Source organism: Candidatus Nanosynbacter sp. HMT-352, assembly GCF_022819345.1.
Taxonomy (GTDB): Bacteria; Patescibacteriota; Saccharimonadia; order Saccharimonadales; family Saccharimonadaceae; genus Nanosynbacter.
The window spans coordinates 364,163-378,505 of the sequence record NZ_CP089288.1; the positions used below are offsets into that span (position 1 = coordinate 364,163).

A 14,343-nucleotide genomic window follows, 5' to 3' on the forward strand; every position below is an offset into this window, starting at 1 on the left:
AGCTCCAACAGGTGCCGTCAGTAACTGACTTTATTAGTGTAGCTAACGCGTCAGTAAAATGCAATATTTTATTCACAATAAAAACTACTTATGTAAATATTGACAAAGCGTTAGTTATATGCTAGCATATAAACATAACACATATCATGTGTGATATATAAAGGTGAGGGTTTCCATTTAAATTTATGTGGAAATCTTTTTTAAAAATGGAGGAAAACCTTCCTATGGCAGGAACAAAGGCTGGCGGCTTAAAGGCCGCTCAAAAAAATCTAGCTCGCGATCCAGATTTTTACGCAAAGATCGGACGTAAGGGCGGTAAAAACGGTCGAACTGGTGGCTTTGCTGCAAATCCAGCTTTGGCTCGTATCGCTGGCGCTAAGGGCGGACGCATTTCACGCCGTACTAAGAAGACAGTACAAAAAATTGCAGAATAAGACCGCTCCAATCTCTTAAAATTAGCCTCCGTATGAGAGGCTTATTTTATTTGATATCTTTTAAGTTGGCAGGATTTCGCCTGATTTACGCGCCATTCTGAGTGGCAATTAATACACTTGTAAGACGAGGAAGTGGCTTGTAATCCAACTGCGCTACACTGAGGGCAAAGACTGCGTTTATGTAGCCAGTCTCTGTAGCTATCTAAAGAATCTTGAATATTATCGTCGTCCATACTGAGGGTTAATCTGTATTTTGGCGCCAAAGTATCAACGGCATATTCCCAGGCAGATCTTTCCATTTCGATCAGCTGGACATCATATTGATAATTTTTATGACCAAGTTTAGCGTGGGCGATTTCGTGTAAAAGTTGCACTAAGTCTTCTTGCGAATCTAATTTTTCGTAATAGACTGTTTGCGAATTAGGGTTCCAGGAAAATACTTTACCCTCCTTGAACTGCAGTTCTGGAAAGTCGTGTTCAATTTGAGGCAAGCCGACTGATGGCATTGTCGTAGCATCCGTATAATACAATTTCTTCTAGGTTAGGGGCGCTGATTATTTTTGGTACCGATATAGCGGCGGGTAAGTTTTCTGCCAGAAGACCGCTTAAAATATCTGAAAAATAGGATGTGAATACTCCCACGCTCCCGCCAATAACAACGACATCTGGTTGCGTAAAGGCGATGAGGGGTTGCAACCCAGCTTTTATCCTATTGGCGACCTCTTCCCAGACTTCCAGGGGTGTGTCTGATGATAATTCGCCAAAAATTCTCTGTAAAACTCTACCCGCAGCAATCTCTTCCCAAGTGGTAATCTTGCCATTGTAGTTCAAAGACATATGTCCGCCCTCGCAATCGCTAAGTTCTTTATGTAGATTTCCATTCAGGATTAGGGAAGTGCCAACGCCGGTTCCTAGAGTGATGTATAGACCGCATCTGGGAGTTTTGGGCAATCTGAGCATGCTTGCCAATCCTGCCATATTGGCGTCATTTGCAATAAATATTGGTATATTAGGAAAATATCGGGAAAGTAGCTCGCGGATAGGTTGATTTTTCCAACCGAGATTTTGACACCACACTGCCATGCCGTCTTTGACTACTCCTGGCAGAGCTACAGAAATTGCGTCAATTGGCTTATCGTTCGTAATCAGGTGAATTTGATCGGCAATGCGTTGAATGTATTGGTCTACGTTTTTAGGGGTGGGGAACTTGATGATATGCTTAGGATTTTTTTCCTCGTCAAAGCTGGCTACTAATGTTTTGGTCCCACCTGTGTCAACCGTAATAATCATATATTTATTATATCACCAGCTTTACTTATAAGAGGTCATTATGATATAATAAAGAAAATTTGAGTGGAGATATAATATGAAGCGAGTAAATCAGGCTGGGTCAATTGGAGTTTTTGTAGTAGTAGGCGCTATTTTAGTGGCTATATCTTTGGCTGTTCTTTACGGAATTAGGCAGAATAATTTGTCGCAAGATGGGTCGCCAATTTCTAGCGATTTGGTAGCATCAGAGAATAGCAATAAGAATTCACAAAACAACAGCACATCTCAGCAGTCCGCAGATCAAAAAACGAATAATCAATCAGGCGGAAGAGGTGAGGCTCGAACCGACGTGAAGACTGAAGAGTCGAAAAAGACAACTCCTACATCTGAATCTTCTCAGTCTCAACAATCGCCATCATCTACAACGCCAGCTCCTTCTACTCCTTCTAGGCAATCTGATAAAGGATTGCCAAAAACTGGACCAGAAGATGTAGCTGTTTCTGCAGTGGCTTTTGGTATTTTGGTGTTTTTAACAGTGGCTTATCAGCGATCTCGCTATCTTATCTAGCTTTGACTTCTATCTATCTGTTGTGATATAATTGTGATAATCTGTGGGGATATTTTTATTATGTCCCTGAAGAATAATATCAATTTTAAGGAAGGGGTCTTTAGAAGACTTATGGCAGATGCCAAAATTACAATGGATGACTTGCTGGCTCAAGCAGGTGATAGTGTTAAACAACTTACTGTCGGTGAAACAGTTGACGGTACTGTTTTATCAGTAAAGAAGCACGAAATTTTAATCGATTTAGGACCTTTGGGTGTTGGCTTGGTTCCACGCCGCGAAGTTAGCCTTTCAAAGAACTACAATGTTGGCGATTCAGTAATTGCTAGCGTAATTGATACCGAATTGGAAGACGGTTATTCGCTACTTTCATTGCGCAAGGCTGCGAAAGATCGTGGTTGGGATGAAGTTATGGCTAAATTGGAATCTGGTGAAATCATCACCGTTGTACCATACGACGCTAACCGTGGTGGACTTCTGGTCGAATACGAAGGTATTCGCGGATTCTTGCCAGTATCGCAATTGTCGGCTGAACACTATCCTCGTGTAGGCTCTAGTGACAAGGACGAAATCTTGCAACGATTGAACAGCTTGGTAAAGAAGGATATCAAGGCGCGAATCTTGGACGCTGACCGAAAAGCTAATAAATTGATTTTCTCTGAAAAAGAGGCGGTTAAAGAGGGTCTGGCGGAGCGATTCCAGAAGTTGGCAATCGGTGATACAGTTACAGGTGTTGTTACAGGTGTTGTTGACTTTGGCGTATTCGTTAACGTTGAAGGTATTGAAGGTTTGATTCACATCTCAGAAATTAGCTGGGAGCGTGTTAATAACCCATCTGACTACGTAAAAGTTGGTCAAACTATCGAAGCTAAGATCATTGCAATCGACAAAGAGCGCTTGAGTTTGAGTATGAAGCAATTGACTAAGGATCCATGGTTGGATGAAGTTGAGCAATTTAAGCCTGGCGAGAAAGTTGAGGGAACTGTAACTCGAATTACTCCATTTGGTGCATTCGTACAGTTGAGTCCAGCGGTTGAAGCTTTGGTTCACGTGTCAGAACTTGGCGGTGACGGTACTGATCCTGAAAAGGTATTTACGTTGAACGAGCGTAAAGAATTTACAGTTTTGGATATCGATAAGGAAAATCGTAAGATTTCTCTTTCGCTCGGCAAATCATCAAAGAAAAAATAATACAAATCCCCTGAAGCGTAGCTACGCCCAGAGGTGAGAGGAGCTTATTATGGCAGAAAAAATCGTCAATATTGCGGATTCGGTAACGGTTGGCGAGTTGGCCGAAACTCTGGGGTTGTCAGTAACTACGCTGATTGGTGAATTGTTTAAGAACGGAATCGCTGCGACAATTAATCAGCGACTAGATTTTGAGACTGCACAGATTATTGTTGAAGAATTGGGGCTGGATGTGCAGCTGAAACGGAAGACGGTTTCAGCAGAAATCCATCACCATGCGCACAAATTGTCAGATAAGGCAGTTCCTCGTCCGCCAATTGTGGCTGTGATGGGGCATGTTGACCACGGTAAAACGAGTTTGCTAGATGCGATTCTTGATAAGAAAACAGCGGCTAGTGAAGCTGGAGGAATTACTCAGCATATTAGCGCTTATCAAGCTCAGCGTAACGGACGGACTATCACTTTATTGGACACTCCAGGTCACGAGGCTTTTGCGGCGCTAAGGCAGCACGGAGCTACATTGACCGATGTGGTGATTATCGTGGTGGCGGCGGATGATGGAGTTAAGCCTCAGACTGTTGAAGCTATTCGATTTGCCAGGTCAGCTAACGCTAAAATTGTGGTGGCAATTAATAAGATTGATAAAGAGGCGGCTAATCCGCAACTAGTAAAGACTCAATTGGCGTCTGAACATGGCTTGAATCCTGAAGAATGGGGTGGCGACACTGTGATGGTTGAGGTTAGTGCAAAAACTGGTCAGAACTTAGACAAGCTTTTGGATATGGTTTTGTTGGTGGCGGATATGGAAGATTTACGTGCGGATGAAGATGTTCCTGCTGAAGGTTTGGTTATTGAGGCGCACATGGAAACTGGTCGTGGTGCCGTGGTTGGTTTATTGGTGGAAAATGGTCATTTGAGACCTGGTCATTATTTGGTTGCTGGGACGGCTTACGGGCGAGTCCGAACGCTTCAAGATTTCCGTGGTAAAACCGTTAAAGATGCCGGTCCAAGTATGCCAGTGAATATGACCGGATTTAAGGAATTGCCACAATTCGGTGATGGATTTGAGATTGCGAAGAGCGAAAAAGAAGCTCGCAATTTGGCGCAAAAGGCTAAAATTGAACAGGAGAGAATGGCAGCCACAACCAATGTTACTGGCGCAGATATTCTTAAGATGATGAATCGGAAACTTGATGCGGAAGAATTTAACGTAATCGTTAAGGCCGATGTTCAGGGTTCGGTAACGTCTGTGGTTGATAGTTTGAAGCTGATTGATACGAATGGCGAAGTTGAGCTCCATGTTGTTGGAACTGGTGTTGGCAATATTTCTGAGAACGATATTCATTTGGCGGTCGGTGAAAATACGGTGATTTATGGCTTTAATGTCGATTTGCCACCAGCAGTTAAGCGATTAGCGGCGCGTGAACATGTGGAAGTACGGATTTTTAAGGTAATTTATGAACTATTGGATGACGCTAAGGCTTCAATGGAGGCTTTGCTAGCGCCAGAAATCGTTGAAACTGAAATTGGTGAGCTGGAAATTAAGGGCGTATTTAGGACGATGCGCGAAGAAGTGATTGCCGGCGGTGAAGTGAAGCGCGGTAAAGTCGCTAAGGACTTGCTGGCGCGCGTAAAACGTGGCGGAGAGCAAATTGCTGAAGTGGAAGTTTCTTCTGTGCAGCGTCAGCAACAAGAGGCAAAAGAGGTCTTTGAAGGCGAAATGTGCGGACTGAGTCTTAGGACAAAGAAAAAAATTACCTTAGAAATTGGCGACAAGCTGGAGTTCTTTACTAGGGAATTAGTGAAGAAAACTCTGGGGTAGACTGTTCTAAGTATTGACTTTTTTGTGTATTTATGATAGTATCTTAAGTATACATAAGTTTATTGCCATTCTGCGCACAGAAGGCGAAAGGAAACCACCACAAAATGAGCGAAACACCTAAAGTTCAGCCTAATCCTAATGGAGAACCGTCTCCTGAAAAAAGAGATAATCTGTTTACAAAAGCTGCACGAAAATTAGGAGAAGTTGCATTATATACTTGGAGAGTAGTGACCGGCAGGGATTCTGGCGAGCAGGCTAAAGATACACCCGGTACAATCGCTCCTGAGGCTCCCGTAAAATCGGGCGACACTACGGGCGACACTAGCCCGATTGCTAATACTATGTCTGAGGAACAATTGGAAGGTCTGAGAAATACTCCTGAATATCCTGTTTATCCTAAATCTTCTCTCCCTAAATCTGTCACTAAACCAGACGGTCGTCAATACCCTGTTTATCCTGAACCTTCTCTCCCTAAATCTGTCACTAAACCAGACGGTCGTCAATACCCTGTTTATCCTGAACCTTCTCTCCCTAAATCTGTCACTACACCAGACGGTAATCGATCTCCTGTAGAATCAGGTAATACACCTGCTGCTCTAATCGAGCCGCCTGAACCTACACCTGATGAACTAGATAGAATTAAGTGGAACGACTATATGAGGGATGCGGCTGCTAAACGTTTTGTTCTTGTTCATCCGACGACTGAAGAGGATCTAAGGAAACTTGAGAGTTTTGGGGTAGATATTTACTCAAGATATAGTCCAGAAGTGGTTTCTAGATATAAAGATGAAAACGTAATAGACAAAGAGATGTTTGGAACGACGATCCCTAACGTGGATAAACCAAAGAAGGATGATAATCCAGAAGGCTTAACACTGTACGAACAGGCTATGCGAGATAAATATCTTGGTGATAAGCGTGATGATGCTGAAAAAACCGAAGATGAACACGAGGCGGCTACTTCTCTTAAGCTTGCTAGGGAGAGGTTTGCTAAGGCTAGTATCGCTGCTGAATCACACTTCTTTGGGAAAAAGAAACGACAAGAAGCGTTGGAAGCTGCTGCAAAAGAATTGAAAGAGAGAGTATTGGAATACATGCGTCTTAAGTTTGCTGATAAAATCGAAGCAGCAAAACAGGATCCAGAAAAGCAGACTGAATTAGCAGCGGAAATGGCTCAAGCAGCGTTTGCAAGTATGCAAGAAACCTCAAGAATGACGACAGATAAGTATGACAGCATGCTCGATGATCGTGGTAAATTTAAGAAAGCTGCAGCTAAAGTTGGTAAATGGTTTAATAAGGGTGGTAAGATTGCTCAGTGGCTGAAGTTGGGTGGTGCTGGTTTTGTGGTAGGTACTGCTACAGGAACCTTTGCTGGAATTGCTGGATGGCCTATTACGACGGCTGTCGGTATTGTAACGAAATTGGGAGTTGCTGGAGCAACAAAACAAGCTGTTCTGGAGGAGCATCGTGGCGAAGATCGCATAGCCGCTGATGACCGTCTTGAAACTATAGATCCTTCATTTGAGAAAGCTGTGGCCAACATGAAAATTGACGATGTTATGGAGCATGCAGTCAATGTATCAGTTGACAATCTTAAGGATGTGAGTATAGAGAGGCAGGATGCCCTGCATAAGAAGGTAAAATCGTCATTAGGTAAGTATGGTATAGGTTTTGCCTTGGGTGGTGTTTTTGGTAGTTCCATCAATCACTTGTGGAATAACTCTGCACACGCTACTGGAACTGAGGGTAATGCTGATGCAACTCCACAATCTGGTGGTGAGCAAACACCTCAGTCTGGTGGCGCATCTTCTGCGGATAACTCTGCTGCCAAAGCAATCGTAGATAATATTAATCCAGATACATCAAACTTCAATTCTTACGACTATCCTTGGGACTGGGCTGCCGAGAAGTTTGGTAACGCAAACGCAATGGATCAACTTCATAATCTGGCCGATAAAGCCATGGCTAATGGTCACACCGTGGAATGGTTTAATAACCCTGACGGATCAGTTTGGATGAAAGTTGACGGATCTAGCGCTACTAAGCACGTGTTGGATGTATTGAGTAGATACGTTTAATAGATAAAATATAAAAATAAACAAGGAGATAAAAAAATGTTTGAAATTACTGACGAATTCTTAGCACAAGCTGGTTTTGGATCATTGCCTGCGGATAAAAAAGAGCAAATGAGAAAAGATGTCACTGACAGTGTACAGGATAAGATTACGAGGAAGATTTTACTGGCTGTTGGCGAAGCGAGGCTGGATGAGTTTATGAGATTACTGGATGGCGACGATGCTTCTGTGATATTGAATTGGTGTGCAAATAATGGCGTTAATTTGATGGAAATTGTTCAAGCCTCGATGAATGAGACTATGATTGAGTTACAAAAATTATACAATGACACGCTGAATATGATGCGTGGATAGTAATATTAAACAGTTACTGGTATAATTTAACTTAATCATATAGACGAAAGAAAAGGAGGACTATGTTCCAACTGAATGAAGAATTTCTTAAAGAATTGGGGCTGGACCAGCTGCCGGAAGATCAGCAAAAATCGTTGTTGCAGCATATTTATAGTGAATTGGAGCTTCGAGTTGGCGAACGATTAAGCCAGGGAATGAGCAATGCCCAGCTGGAGGAATTTGCGGGAATTATCGATAAAACTCCAGGTGCTGTGGATGATTTTCTAGCGAAACATGCGCCTAATTATCAGCAGGAACCAATGCTGCAGAAAATGTCACAAGCTTCAGGTTTGCCAGTTGATGATCCGCGTCTGAAGGACGAATTTGCAGCTACTAAGTGGCTAGAGGTCAATCGACCAGATTATCGTGACGTTGTGGCTGCAGTGATGGCTGACTTGAAAAAGGAAATTATTGCCAACCGCGATGCTATTTTAGGTGGCATGAGTGCACCTTCAGCGCCGCAGCAGACTCAAAGCGACTTTGATTTGGCTGCTTAGTCAGTGAATTTAGACTTGATGACCGCGGATAAATTCTTCTGCGGTCATTGTTTTTCCGCTGGGTGCGATGAGCTCGTCAATAATTAAATAGTTGCCGTCGGCAAATTTTTTATCAAGATGAGAATTCGGAGTTTTGTCGCAATGAGATTTCGTGATGATGATATCTCGATCGTCAATTGTCATTCGGCTACGTGGAAAACCGAGATGTGCGCGGACGTGAGCTTCAGCTTCGGCGGCGGTCATACGTTCCGTATCGAGCCATGAATTGTCCTTGTTTAATAATTGGCAATATGAAGCCAGAGAATCGTCCTGTGGTGTTGGCTGAAGACTCCCATTGATGATGTTTGGCAGGTTTTTTATTAGCAGAGAAGTGCCATCGTGAAATAATTTGTCATATAATTCGAACTTTGTTTCTTTTCCAGTGAGGGGTTGTTGAGTTTGGGCGTATATAGGGCCGGCGTCCATTTTACTGTCAAGCTGCATTATTGATACGCCAGTTTCGGTATCTCTATTGGCTATAGCTGATTCAATAGGTGAAGGTCCTCGATATTTTGGTAGTAGAGAAGGGTGAACATTGATAATTCCCGGTGTAAATAAGTCGATAATTGACTGGGGAATGATTTTTCCGTACGCAACCAAAACTCCCGTTACTGGCTGAAGTTGTTTTATGTAGTCGGTAATTTCACTGACTTTGTTTGGCTGCAAAACTGGAATATTGTGAGATTTAGCGAATGTTTTTACTGGAGGTTCAGTAAGTTTGTGTCCGCGACCGCGCTTGGTGTCGGGTTTGGTAATAACGCAAACAACGTTAAATCCCTCTTCAACGAGAGCTTCTAAGGTGATTAGACTGTAATTTTCAGTCCCAAAGAATACTATTTTCGGCGATGTCTTTGTCATAATCTAGCGGTTGCAACTCGCCTTTCTCGTCGAGCGTATAAAAAGCATCTTTTTTATCCTTAATATGGTCTATAAAAACTAATCCATTACAGTGGTCTATCTCGTGCTGCAATACGCGCGCCAAAAATCCTTCGGCTTTAATTCGCACTTCTTCGCCATCTAAATTCATGGCTTTTACGCGAATTTTACTGTAGCGAGGAACTTTTCCGTAAATGCTTTTAACGCTTAAGCATCCCTCAAAGTCTTCAACAACTTCGCCTTCATATTTCACGATTTCTGGATTGATAAGAGTGATGAAATCGCGAGTTGATTTTCTTTCAAAGTCGGCTCGAACAATCACAACACGCTCTAATTTGTCGACTTGAACTGCAGCGAGGGCAGCGCTAATCTCGTGAGGTCTGGAGTCTTCCCAATCCAGTGCGGCTGCGGTCATTTCGTCTGCCAGTTTTATAACATCATTAGTAACAACGTGGATTTTTGATGATTTTTGGCGAAGATGTGGATTTGGTAATGTGATAATATCGTCTTTTGTCATTGCTATAATTATACCAGAAATTACAGTAGACTTACAGGGTCGAGCTCGTACTGCCAGTGTGATGGCGGCAGGAAATTCAATACGTCAAGAAGCTCTTGTCGTTTGGGGCTTTTTACTACGATTTGCCATCGATATGTATCGCGGACGCGCTCATAAAAAGCGGGCGTTGGTCCAAAAACTTCAATGTTATCAAAATTGAATTTTAATAGTTCGGACAATTTTTTAGCGTTCCTTATGGCGGCGGCTTCGGTTTTATAAACGCAAGTTAGTTTTAATAAGTAAGTAAAAGGTGGAAAGTTGGTTTTTTGTCGTTGAGATATGGTTCTTTGATAAAATTCTGTATAGTTTTGAGAGAGTCCGTTTGTGATGGATGGGTGACTTGGTTGATACGACTGGACGACAACTTCTGTTGGTGTGCTTGACCTGCCGACGCGGCCGACGACTTGGGCGAGCAATTGAAATGTTCGTTCGGGCGATGAATAGTCAGGGAGGGAAAGTCCGGTGTCGGCTTGAATGACTCCGACGACTGTTAAGTGTGGCAAATCTAGTCCTTTAGCAATAACTTGCGTGCCGATAATTATATCTATTTCGCCATTTTTCAGTTCATCGTAACGCTCGTCTACGGTAGCTTTCAAATCGGTGTCTTTATCAAATCGAGCAATTTTTTTGTTCGGGAATAACCCCTGTAATTCGTCTTCAATTCGCTTAGTTCCGATACCTTTATGAATGATATCGGCGTTTTTACATTCAGGGCAACTAGTAGGAACTTTGGTTGAAAAACCGCAAATGTGGCATGACAATTTATGACTATCTGCATGTAGCGTGAGCGGAATAAAACAGCGTGGACAACCAGCCTGCCAGCCGCAGTTATCGCATAATGTGATTGATGCCGTGCCACGTCGATTGTGAAAAATAAGAACTTGCTCATTTTTTGATAACGCTGTGTTCATAGATTTCAAGAGTGGGTCGGAGAGGAATTGATGTTGAGTAAAATTGTTGCGCTTTGTCATGTCTACCAGCGTCACGTTGGGGCGAACGGTGTCTGGTCTTGCTGGTTTTGTCATTGTAATGATTGGTGTATTTGATTTTTTGGCAATGTAATAATCGGCAACCGCTGGAGTGGCGCTACCCAGAATTAGCTTGCCGCGATGTTGATTCGTAAGGACTGAGGCGACGCGGAGGGCTGAATATCGAGGGGACTGTTCCTGTTTGAAGCTCGGTTCGTGACACTCATCAATCACCACAAGTCCGAGCTGTTGCACGGGCATGAAAAGAGCAGATCGCGGACCGATGATTACTACTGGATCGTTTGAGCTAATAACTCTTTTCCAGATTGCATATCGTTGAGCTTCGGTTTGTTTGGAATGGGTAACTATGACATTTGGCAGATGAGCAGAAAATTCAGCAACTAGTTGCGAAGTTAGGGCAATTTCGGGGACTAAAATTATTGACGATCGCTCTTCTTCCAAGGCTTGTTTTACGGCTTCTATATACACTAGGGTTTTTCCTGAGCCAGTTACGCCGTGTAAAAGTGCTGTTCCGGAATGGAGATTTTCGATGGTCTGGAGGGCTGTTTTTTGCTCATCAGTGAATACATTTTTTGTTCGATTTTCTGCTGTATTAACTGGGGTGGACTGGTTAATTGAGCGACGTTTTTTGGATAATCCGCTGGGTAAAATTGCTTGCCAGACGGTCGCTTGGTGTGTAGCGTAATATTTACTCATCCATATGGCAGTTTGAACGAGTTCGATTGGCAAGGGATATTCTTCAATGATTTTACTAATTGGCTTGACTTCAAAATCTGGTTGGCGAACTTCTTGTAGAACTACACCAATAGCGTTAATTTTGCCGATTTCTATAGCAACAATCATTCCGGTCGGCAGCCTTTCCTCTGAAGAATACGTAAACGAACTTGCGTCGGCGCGGACGATTCTTGTTGGCGAAACCAAATAGTAATGCATGTTTATTATTATATCGCGAAAAAAATGCTAAAATAAGCATATGTATTTTGAGAGTCGTTCGCAGGCTGGGGCAATTCTGGCTGATCAAGTACTGGAAAAGTATCGCTATGAAAACTGCGCGGTGGTTGCAATTGGCGAAGGTGGCGTGTTGATCGGCGAGCAAATTGCAGTGAAGCTTCACTGTGTCCTCATGATGTTGTTGAGCGAAGGGATTGAGATTCCTGGGGAAAGTTTAAGCATTGGGGCGATGTCGCAGTCTGGGCAGTTTACGTATAATAGCCAATTTTCTGACGGTGAAATTAATGAATATACTAGTGAATTTCACGGTTATCTGGAAGAGAAAAAGCGCGAGGCTCATCAGAAAATGAATAGGCTTTTGGGCGATGGTGGAATCATCGATAAGGATATGTTAAAGGATCGGGTGGTGATTTTAGCGAGTGATGGTTTTGGCGATGATTTGTCGGTTTTGGATGTGGCTTTGAGTTTTCTGAAGTCAGTTCGGATTGAGAAGTTGGTGATTGCGGTGCCGTTTTGTGGCGTGGCAGCGGTGGATAAATTGCATATGACAGTTGATGAAATGCATATTTTGGATGTGAAAGAGAATTTTATGGGATTAAATCATTATTATGAGGATAATACATTGCCGTCCAAAGAGGAAACGATAGCGAAAATTAATCAGGTTATTTTGAATTGGAAGTAAAAAACTTGTCGGGTGTTGTAAAATTGTGATAAACTTTAATTAAGAAAGATGCGTTAGGGAGGTTATGTTAGACGTTTTTATTACATCTAGGGTGCGGCGAAAAATTGTAGTAGTATACGCTAAGTATCCTGATTTTCACACACATGTTCGCGGATTAGCAAAGCTAATTAAGGAAGATCCTGGAAATATTCAACGAGAATTGAAGCGACTAGAAAAGGTTGGATTTTTGCAGAGTGAAAAGCAAGGTAACTCACGTACGTATTTCACTAATAAACAATTCCCAATTTTTAAGGAATTGCAAAGTATGGTGATTAAATCTCAGCAATATTCAGCGCGATCAAAGCGCGGCATGGCTGATAAAGACTAATGGCATTATTTGAAAAAATTTTAGCGGCTCGAGGCTTGACTACGCGTGCGGCGCGTGAGGAATTTTTGCATCCGAATTACGCGTCAGTAAAGCATGATCCGTTTTTATTGCCAGATATGAAAAAAGCGGTGGACCGCTTGAAAAAGGCGCACACTGAGGGTGAGAAAATTGTTATTTACGGCGATTACGATATTGATGGACTGAGTGCAACGGCAATTTTATTGGATACATTTGGTAAGTTTGGCTTTAAGGAAGTTGGTGCGTTTATTCCGAATCGGTTTGTTGAAGGCTATGGAATGACGATGGGCGCAGTTGATAAGGTGCGGAATATGGGCGCGGATTTAATTGTTACGGTTGATACGGGAAGTTTATGTCATGCGGAAATTGAATACGCATCGAGTTTGGGGATTGATACGGTGGTGACTGATCACCATAATGTTGCTAAGACTCCACCGCCGAGCGTTGCCGCAGTTAATCCGAAGTTTCCTGGTCATAAATATCCGTTCCGCGATCTTTGCGGTGCTGGTGTAGCGTTCAAGCTGGTGCAAGCTCTACAAACCGAACTGGACGGGCTACCAGATGGTTACGAGAAGTGGCTGTTGGATTTGGTGGCGCTGGGAACGGTTTGCGACATAGTTACGCTGGCGGATGAAAATAGGGCGAATGTCTATTGGGGTTTGGAGGTTTTGAAAAAGCAGAGGCGTCCTGGTCTGAAGGCATTGATGTCGGTGGCGGGAATTGATCCAGAGAAGGTTAATGCTAGGCATTTGGGATTTGGTCTGGGTCCGCGAATGAATGCGGCGGGTAGATTGGAGACTGCGCAATATGCTCTGGATATGTTGACGGCGAGTGATGGTTTGGGGGCATTGGAAGCTAGTGAAAAATTGGAAGAATTGAACATTAAGCGTCGCAGTATTCAGGATGAGATTTTTGACGAAGCTTGCCAGCAGGCGGACAATATGACTGATGATCGAGTTTTGGTGGTGAATAGCGGAAATTGGAATCACGGAGTTATTGGTATTGTGGCGTCGAAATTGGTTGAGAAGTACAAAAAGCCAGTTTTCATAATCGGTGAGCGTGGTGATGAAGCTACGGGTTCGGCGCGAAGTTTTGGTGATTTTTCTGCGGCTGACGCGGTTCGTGCAGCTGACGACATCATTATTAAAGGTGGTGGTCACGGAGCGGCGGCGGGCGTGACGCTGGCGACCGAGAGAATTGACGATTTTAGACGACGAGTGAATGAGTTTTACGACTCATTGCAATTGAAAAATCAGGAATTATATTTGTTGCCGAGAGCTGACGTGGAGATTGACGATTTTTCGGAAATTAATGAGGAGCTGATTGATAATTTGGCGAAGATGGAGCCGTTTGGCAATGGTAATGCGGAGCCTATATTGAAAATAACTGAAGCGACGGTTTTGAGCGTGAGGAGAATGGGTGCGGACGGGCAACACGTGAAATTGACTTTGCGTGATAAAAATGACGTTGTGTTGCAGATGCTGGCTTTTAATGCGCCAGAAGAACTTTTCCGTGAAGTGGGTGACGAAGTGTCTGTCTGGTTCCAGCCGACCGTAAATGAATGGCAGGGGATAAAGTCAGTTGAAGGGCGATTGCTGCATTTGGCTTAGGTATAATAGTTG

The 14,343-nt window shown here is 43.1% G+C and carries 15 protein-coding genes; 10 read left to right on the top strand and 5 right to left on the bottom strand.

Features of this window, described 5'->3' with window-relative positions; translation table 11 throughout:
* Positions 1-224 precede the first annotated feature (224 nt).
* The gene (locus LRM46_RS01965) at positions 225-434 is read left to right on the top strand and encodes a con-10 family general stress protein (RefSeq protein ID WP_129637339.1); all 210 of its coding nucleotides are present in this window, start codon (positions 225-227) and stop codon (positions 432-434) included.
* Positions 435-475: 41 nt separating this feature from the next.
* Here the strand turns inward: LRM46_RS01965 and LRM46_RS01970 are convergent, their stop codons facing one another.
* Both LRM46_RS01970 and LRM46_RS01975 read right to left on the bottom strand, forming a co-directional pair.
* The gene (locus LRM46_RS01970; protein ID WP_243812822.1) at positions 476-940 is read right to left on the bottom strand and encodes a hypothetical protein; all 465 of its coding nucleotides are present in this window, start codon (positions 938-940) and stop codon (positions 476-478) included.
* Entirely contained in the window at positions 912-1,724 is an 813-nt protein-coding gene (locus tag LRM46_RS01975; protein ID WP_243812823.1) for an ROK family protein, read from the bottom strand. Before LRM46_RS01975 ends, LRM46_RS01970 begins: the two co-directional genes overlap by 29 nt.
* 76 nt (positions 1,725-1,800) lie before the next feature.
* On the opposite strand from LRM46_RS01975, the gene LRM46_RS01980 reads away from it, so the two are divergent.
* The 6 genes from LRM46_RS01980 to LRM46_RS02005 all read left to right on the top strand — a co-directional run bounded on the left by LRM46_RS01980 (position 1,801) and on the right by LRM46_RS02005 (position 8,243).
* A complete protein-coding gene (locus tag LRM46_RS01980; RefSeq protein WP_243777753.1) occupies positions 1,801-2,271 on the top strand; it encodes a hypothetical protein in 471 nt (156 codons plus the stop codon).
* Between the two features lie 111 nt (positions 2,272-2,382).
* The gene (locus LRM46_RS01985) at positions 2,383-3,459 is read left to right on the top strand and encodes a 30S ribosomal protein S1 (protein ID WP_129635204.1); all 1,077 of its coding nucleotides are present in this window, start codon (positions 2,383-2,385) and stop codon (positions 3,457-3,459) included.
* Between the two features lie 49 nt (positions 3,460-3,508).
* Complete coding sequence (gene infB, locus LRM46_RS01990) at positions 3,509-5,278, top strand: translation initiation factor IF-2 (protein WP_243777752.1); 1,770 nt, start codon at positions 3,509-3,511, stop codon at positions 5,276-5,278.
* A gap of 104 nt (positions 5,279-5,382) precedes the next feature.
* The gene (locus LRM46_RS01995; RefSeq protein ID WP_243812824.1) at positions 5,383-7,356 is read left to right on the top strand and encodes a hypothetical protein; all 1,974 of its coding nucleotides are present in this window, start codon (positions 5,383-5,385) and stop codon (positions 7,354-7,356) included.
* 36 nt (positions 7,357-7,392) lie between these two features.
* Entirely contained in the window at positions 7,393-7,707 is a 315-nt protein-coding gene (locus LRM46_RS02000; RefSeq protein WP_243812825.1) for a DUF5663 domain-containing protein, read from the top strand.
* A 62-nt stretch (positions 7,708-7,769) separates the two neighbouring features.
* Entirely contained in the window at positions 7,770-8,243 is a 474-nt protein-coding gene (locus LRM46_RS02005; protein ID WP_243812826.1) for a DUF5663 domain-containing protein, read from the top strand.
* Positions 8,244-8,252: 9 nt separating this feature from the next.
* On the opposite strand, the gene fmt is transcribed toward LRM46_RS02005, so the two are convergent.
* The 3 genes from fmt to priA are packed head-to-tail and all read right to left on the bottom strand — an operon-like array spanning position 8,253 to position 11,636.
* The gene (gene fmt, locus LRM46_RS02010) at positions 8,253-9,140 is read right to left on the bottom strand and encodes a methionyl-tRNA formyltransferase (protein WP_243812827.1); all 888 of its coding nucleotides are present in this window, start codon (positions 9,138-9,140) and stop codon (positions 8,253-8,255) included.
* Positions 9,100-9,675 carry a peptide deformylase gene (def, locus tag LRM46_RS02015; RefSeq protein ID WP_243812828.1) on the bottom strand — a complete coding sequence of 192 codons (576 nt, stop codon included), beginning with the start codon at positions 9,673-9,675 and terminating at the stop codon, positions 9,100-9,102. Before def ends, fmt begins: the two co-directional genes overlap by 41 nt.
* A gap of 20 nt (positions 9,676-9,695) precedes the next feature.
* Positions 9,696-11,636 (bottom strand): replication restart helicase PriA, encoded by a 1,941-nt coding sequence (priA, locus tag LRM46_RS02020; RefSeq protein WP_243812829.1) that lies wholly within the window; start codon positions 11,634-11,636, stop codon positions 9,696-9,698.
* 40 nt (positions 11,637-11,676) lie between these two features.
* Between priA and LRM46_RS02025 the strand changes: the two genes are divergently transcribed.
* The 3 genes from LRM46_RS02025 (at position 11,677) to recJ (ending at position 14,331) form a co-directional block, all read left to right on the top strand.
* Positions 11,677-12,336: a phosphoribosyltransferase gene (locus tag LRM46_RS02025; RefSeq protein ID WP_129632282.1), complete on the top strand. Its 660-nt coding sequence runs from the start codon at positions 11,677-11,679 to the stop codon at positions 12,334-12,336.
* A gap of 64 nt (positions 12,337-12,400) precedes the next feature.
* On the top strand, positions 12,401-12,703 hold the full coding sequence (locus LRM46_RS02030; RefSeq protein ID WP_129632285.1) for a helix-turn-helix domain-containing protein: 303 nt from the start codon (positions 12,401-12,403) through the stop codon (positions 12,701-12,703).
* Positions 12,703-14,331, top strand: a complete 1,629-nt coding sequence (gene recJ / locus LRM46_RS02035; protein ID WP_243812830.1) for a single-stranded-DNA-specific exonuclease RecJ — start codon at positions 12,703-12,705, stop codon at positions 14,329-14,331. The genes LRM46_RS02030 and recJ overlap by 1 nt, the downstream gene beginning before the upstream one ends.
* The last annotated feature ends 12 nt before the right edge of the window (positions 14,332-14,343 follow it).

What these genes read in the sequence shown, in the direction of transcription:
- LRM46_RS02005 (WP_243812826.1), top strand. Translation starts at nt 7,770, where the DNA reads ATGTTCCAACTGAATGAAGAATTTCTTAAAGAATTGGGGCTGGACCAG.
- LRM46_RS01995 (WP_243812824.1), top strand. Translation starts at nt 5,383, where the DNA reads ATGAGCGAAACACCTAAAGTTCAGCCTAATCCTAATGGAGAACCGTCT.
- LRM46_RS01970 (WP_243812822.1), bottom strand. Translation starts at nt 940, where the DNA reads ATGCCATCAGTCGGCTTGCCTCAAATTGAACACGACTTTCCAGAACTG.
- LRM46_RS02030 (WP_129632285.1), top strand. Translation starts at nt 12,401, where the DNA reads ATGTTAGACGTTTTTATTACATCTAGGGTGCGGCGAAAAATTGTAGTA.
- def (WP_243812828.1), bottom strand. Translation starts at nt 9,675, where the DNA reads ATGACAAAAGACGATATTATCACATTACCAAATCCACATCTTCGCCAA.
- LRM46_RS01975 (WP_243812823.1), bottom strand. Translation starts at nt 1,724, where the DNA reads ATGATTATTACGGTTGACACAGGTGGGACCAAAACATTAGTAGCCAGC.
- LRM46_RS02025 (WP_129632282.1), top strand. Translation starts at nt 11,677, where the DNA reads ATGTATTTTGAGAGTCGTTCGCAGGCTGGGGCAATTCTGGCTGATCAA.
- infB (WP_243777752.1), top strand. Translation starts at nt 3,509, where the DNA reads ATGGCAGAAAAAATCGTCAATATTGCGGATTCGGTAACGGTTGGCGAG.
- recJ (WP_243812830.1), top strand. Translation starts at nt 12,703, where the DNA reads ATGGCATTATTTGAAAAAATTTTAGCGGCTCGAGGCTTGACTACGCGT.
- LRM46_RS01965 (WP_129637339.1), top strand. Translation starts at nt 225, where the DNA reads ATGGCAGGAACAAAGGCTGGCGGCTTAAAGGCCGCTCAAAAAAATCTA.
- priA (WP_243812829.1), bottom strand. Translation starts at nt 11,636, where the DNA reads ATGCATTACTATTTGGTTTCGCCAACAAGAATCGTCCGCGCCGACGCA.
- LRM46_RS01985 (WP_129635204.1), top strand. Translation starts at nt 2,383, where the DNA reads ATGGCAGATGCCAAAATTACAATGGATGACTTGCTGGCTCAAGCAGGT.
- LRM46_RS01980 (WP_243777753.1), top strand. Translation starts at nt 1,801, where the DNA reads ATGAAGCGAGTAAATCAGGCTGGGTCAATTGGAGTTTTTGTAGTAGTA.
- fmt (WP_243812827.1), bottom strand. Translation starts at nt 9,140, where the DNA reads ATGACAAAGACATCGCCGAAAATAGTATTCTTTGGGACTGAAAATTAC.
- LRM46_RS02000 (WP_243812825.1), top strand. Translation starts at nt 7,393, where the DNA reads ATGTTTGAAATTACTGACGAATTCTTAGCACAAGCTGGTTTTGGATCA.